At 56.1% G+C, this 4545-nt stretch carries 4 protein-coding genes and 1 pseudogene; 3 read left to right on the top strand and 2 right to left on the bottom strand.

Annotated features, from left to right (window positions below; translation table 11 throughout):
- Positions 1-398, top strand: a pseudogene (rne, locus tag RTK32_RS13200) (ribonuclease E); the annotation flags it as partial.
- A 380-nt stretch (positions 399-778) separates the two neighbouring features.
- On the opposite strand, the gene RTK32_RS13195 reads toward rne, so the two are convergent.
- Complete coding sequence (locus RTK32_RS13195) at positions 779-1354, bottom strand: TetR/AcrR family transcriptional regulator (RefSeq protein ID WP_312044652.1); 576 nt, start codon at positions 1352-1354, stop codon at positions 779-781.
- Between the two features lie 114 nt (positions 1355-1468).
- Between RTK32_RS13195 and RTK32_RS13190 the strand changes: the two genes are divergently transcribed.
- A complete protein-coding gene (locus tag RTK32_RS13190) occupies positions 1469-2878 on the top strand; it encodes an amidase (protein ID WP_312044650.1) in 1410 nt (469 codons plus the stop codon).
- Between the two features lie 43 nt (positions 2879-2921).
- On the top strand, positions 2922-3494 hold the full coding sequence (locus tag RTK32_RS13185) for a flavin reductase family protein (RefSeq protein WP_312044648.1): 573 nt from the start codon (positions 2922-2924) through the stop codon (positions 3492-3494).
- Positions 3495-3593: 99 nt separating this feature from the next.
- Here RTK32_RS13185 and flgL read toward each other — a convergent pair whose 3' ends face one another.
- Positions 3594-4523, bottom strand: a complete 930-nt coding sequence (flgL, locus tag RTK32_RS13180; protein ID WP_312044655.1) for a flagellar hook-associated protein FlgL — start codon at positions 4521-4523, stop codon at positions 3594-3596.
- Between the last annotated feature and the right edge of the window lie 22 nt (positions 4524-4545).

Below are 4545 nucleotides of genomic sequence, written 5' to 3'. Positions count from 1 at the left end.
CTGAAGCCGCAGCACCAGCAGTGCAGACCAACGCACCGGTACAGGCTGAAGCCGCCGCACCAGCAGCGCAAACTGAAGCATCAGCACAGTCTGAAGCGCCGCGTGTGGCCTCTGCTGCACCAGCGCGTCCTCAGGCACCTGCTGAAGCGGCACCGCAAACTCAGGCTGCACCAGCGGCCGTTGCTACCGCTGAGAAAGGCCAGTCTGACGTTGCCGCTCCGGCCTTTAAACATCATGCCACGGCACCGATGACTAAAGCGCCCGCGCCTGAATATCAGTCGGAACCTGCTCGTCAGAGCGACTGGGTGCGCCCTTCCTTCAACTTTGAAGGAAAAGGTTCAGCCGGTGGTCATGCTGCCACTCATCAGGCGACGGCTCCGGCTACCCGCCCTGAGTAAGCAGCAATGCTCATAAAAAGCCCCGGTCAGTGACCGGGGCTTTTTTTTGCCTCATCTTTTTGACTTCAACGCAGACACGTCTGCAGAGTGCGCTTATTTGCTGCCTCCTCTCTGCCACTGCTCAATATTTTTAGCAGCAATCCGGTCAGGGTAAAAATCCAGCGCCGGGCTTATTTACCGCCCCTTCTCTCCGGCTGCTCAATATTTTTAGCGGCAAGCAGATCGTGGTAAACACCAGCGCCGAACTTATTTACCCTCTCTTCTCTTCGGCCGCTCAATATTTTGGGCAGCAATCAGGTCAGGATAAAAACCCAGCGCCAGGCTTATTTACTGCCTCTTCTCTGCTGCTCAATATTTATGGCAGCAAGCAGACCTTGAACTCAGCACCGGGCTTGCGTCGGTATCAGACCCGCTGAGCGGTAGCCCGCGATTAACTCGTCAAACAATGTCAGATCGGCCCGGCTTCTGGCCATCAGCTGCGCCCCGGCTACGGCAGCAAAGATAGCGCGCGCGCGTTGTTCGCTCTCTTCCTGCCCGCTCAGGCCCGCTTCCCGTAATCGTGCAGCCAGCCAGGCGACGTTTATATCCGCGAACGTCTGCACTTCTTTTTTGACCGACTCCGGCAGATCGTCGTATTCAGCAGACATAAAGCTGCCCATGCAGAGCCGGTTTTCACTTTCCAGCGATCGGCGAAAAATCTGTGGGTATCGCGCCAGGCAGCTGATGGCATCCTGTGCCGAGCCTTGCAGCGCCTCTAAATCGGCGGCGGTATCTTCCCAATAACGTTTTGCTACTGCCGCACCCAGATCCGCTTTGCTGGGAAAATGGTGATAAATACTGGCTGCTTTGATCCCTACCTCGCCAGCCAGGTCACGAAAATTCAGCCCCGTATAGCCGTGGGCCTGGGCGCTACGACGTGCGGCGTGCAGGATTTCATCTTTAGACGTTTTACTCATGGTGTCGCTCCTGTTGCAGAATAAATATTCTACCATGTGGTAGGTAGCTATTGACAGCAGATAAACAGAGGCCTACCTTTAAAACCTACCAACTGATAGATAGGAAAACAAATCATGAGCCACCCTCTTTTTTTCTCAGACGCTACTGAACTTGCTGAGCTAATCCGCTCGCGTGAAGTCTCGCCGGTAGAAGTCGTTCAGGCACACCTTGACCGAATTGAAGAAACCAATCCCAAGGTCAATGCTGTTGTCACGCTGGCAGCGGATGCGCTCAAAAACGCGAAAGCGGCAGAAGCGGCCGTGATGGCCGGTAAACCGCTCGGCCCGCTGCATGGCGTCCCCTTTACGGTAAAAGATTCTATTGATACGGAAGGGGTAATGACGCAGCGCGGATCGCCTATCTTTAAAAATCGTCTGCCTGCACAGGATGCAACCAGCGTGGCGCGGATCAAAGCAGCTGGCGGTATTCTTCTGGCGAAGACCAATCTGCCCGAATTTTCCTACTGGATTGAAAGCGATAACCTGCTCTCGGGTCGTTCCAACAATCCCTGGGATTTAACGCGCACGCCCGGTGGATCCAGCGGCGGTGAATCAGCAGCTATTGCGGCAGGGATGTCACCGCTGGGCCTCGGCACTGACCTGGCTATTTCCATACGTGGCCCCGCATCGCAAACAGGCATCACCTCGATGAAGGCTACACATGGCAGCGTACCGATGACTGGGATCTGGCCGCGTGCGCCGCGCCGTTTCTGGCATGTCGGCCCGATGGCCAGATCCGTGCGTGATATCTCGCTGGCCTTTTCACTGCTGGCCGGGCCGGATGGCCAGGATGCTTTTTCCAGCAGTGCGCCTCTCTTCCCCGCTGAAAACGCTTTCCGCCCTGACCGCCCGCTTCGTATCGGCTGGATGACCGGCCCCGGCTTCGGTCCGGTAGATCCTGACGTGGCGGCAGTGGTGAAAGCGGCTGCCGAAGCGTTAGCCTCTCTCGGCCTGTCGGTAGAACAGGTTGCTATTCCGGCGCTGGAGCGGGATTTTGCTCTGGAAGTTTTTAATCGTATTCATGTGATGGAAATGAAACCGGCTTTTGCCCGCGCGACGGCGGGACACGGCCTGGAAGAACTGTATAAAATGGCGAGAACCATGCTGGCGCTGCCCGATACGCCCATAGCGGATTTTATTGAGGCCGAACAGGCCGCAGAGCGGCTACGGGATGGCTTTGCCGACTACTTTTCCCGCTACGACGTACTGATTACGCAGGTTTTGCCCGTTCCCGCCCATAAGCATGGCGTTGAACAGTTTACTATTGCGGGTCAGACCGTTGACGCAACGTATTTGCAAGGGGCGACGGTGCCGCTTAACGTAACCGGCCTGCCCGGCCTGTCGCTTCCCTTTGGAACCGGCAGCGCAGGGATGCCAATCAACGTGCAGATTGTTGGGAAATGGCATGCGGAAGCCACTATTTTACAGGTGGCAGCGCTGCTGGAAGCCGTCAGTCCGGTCAGGGGCCGTCATCCGGCTCTGTGATACACGCCACGCCTGACTTTTTTACTTTCACAGGATGTTATGTATGAATGCCTTTTTTAAAGCGGTTGAACTCGAAAAAGCGTACCGATTGATCAATCATGGCCCGACAACGCTGGTCTCGGCAAAACATGACGGTGTCGAAAACGTCATGTCTGCCGCATGGGCCTGCGGGCTGGATTTTACCCCAGCCAAATTAACGGTCGTGCTCGATAAAAGCGCCTTTACCCGCAGTCTGATTGAAGCAAGCGGTGAGTTTGTTATCCAGGTCCCCGTCACAGGACAGGCCGACCTTGTCCATTATCTGGGCACGCACTCGCGCCATAAAGAGCAGGACAAGCTGACAGAATCAGGCGTGACGCTTTTTTCCGTGCCGGACGTTTCGCCGCCGCTGGTAGCAGGCTGCGCGGCCTGGCTTTTCTGCCAACTTATTCCTTTGGAACAAAATCAGCAGGATCATGATTTATTTATCGGGGAGATCAAAGGCGCATGGGCGGACAGCCGGGTGTTCAGAGAAGGACACTGGCATTTTGAAGACGCGGGCGATGAGTGGCGCAGCCTGCACTATATTGCCGGCAAGCATTTTTATACTATTGGCGCGTCGCTGGACGTGGAGTGAGAGAAAAAGCAGGCAAAAAAAGCCCGTCGTCAGGAGGTTAATCTGAAGACGGGAAAAAAACGGATGCACCCGGTTTAAGCGCATCCAAAATGGGTAAATCTAGGCATTCATTTTAAACAGTGACATCTGCGACATGGAACTGAACACCTTATAAGAAGCCTGCAGCGCAGCCTGCTTCATGGTGTAGGACGAAATCGTGCTGGTCGGGTCAGCATCCACCAGATTACTCATCTGGGTCGCCTGGTTCAGCGCGGTATCGCCCGCTTTCGATTCAATACTATCCAGCTCGTTCAGCTGCGTGCCAACTTCAGACTGTACTTTCAGCACGTTGTTCATAGAGTTGCGCAGGCCGCGGTTGGCCTTAGCCATATCTGCCGCTGCCGCGTCTTTGGTTGCGCCATCCGCATTCGCCAGCGGCTGCTTCAACGAGTTAATCGCCGTATTCAGCGTGGTAAAAATGTTGCTTTCACTGGCGCTACCGTCCGGTTCCGGCACCGCATTGCTGGTCAGCGAGGTAAACACCTGGCTGCCGGTATGGCTGGTGGTCATGGTACGGCTGGCATCGACTTTCTGGCTGATGGCGGTATCGCCACCGTTATAGGTAACGTTGCCGCTGGCATCCGCTTTGAAAGGCGCCTTATCAGACTGGTAGCCCGCAAAGATATAGCGGCCGTTACCGTCCGTAGAGTTCGCCAGGCCCATCAGCTGATCGCGCAGGCTGGTCAGCGTGGTGGCATAAGTCGAGCGGTCTTCGTCCGACAGCGTGCCGGTTGATGCCGCGACTACCGCCGTCTGCGCCTGAGTGATGACGCTGGTCACCTGCGAAAGATTGGTGGACTCCTGCGACAGGCTGCTGGTCGCGAAGTTACGCGCCGTTTTGTACTGGCCGGCCTCGGCCTGAGCCTGAGAAAGCACAACGGCCTGGGCCGCTGCGACCGGATCGTCCGAGGGCTTGACCACGCGTTTGCCGGTCGCTAACTGTTCGCCTGACTTCAGCCAGGTGGCCTGCGAATCAGAAATACCGCGCATCTGCTGGTATTTCTGATTCGCA

The sequence above is a fragment of the Erwinia sp. genome, from assembly GCF_031978025.1.
Taxonomy (GTDB): Bacteria; Pseudomonadota; Gammaproteobacteria; order Enterobacterales; family Enterobacteriaceae; genus Erwinia.
Note: the sequence above shows the minus strand (reverse complement) of the source record. Positions and strands in the feature narration are given on the sequence as shown.

Bases quoted from the DNA above. Each gene is read 5' to 3' on its own strand.
- RTK32_RS13195 (WP_312044652.1), bottom strand. From the start codon at position 1,354: ATGAGTAAAACGTCTAAAGATGAAATCCTGCACGCCGCACGTCGTAGC.
- RTK32_RS13190 (WP_312044650.1), top strand. From the start codon at position 1,469: ATGAGCCACCCTCTTTTTTTCTCAGACGCTACTGAACTTGCTGAGCTA.
- RTK32_RS13185 (WP_312044648.1), top strand. From the start codon at position 2,922: ATGAATGCCTTTTTTAAAGCGGTTGAACTCGAAAAAGCGTACCGATTG.
- flgL (WP_312044655.1), bottom strand. From the start codon at position 4,523: ATGCGCGGTATTTCTGATTCGCAGGCCACCTGGCTGAAGTCAGGCGAA.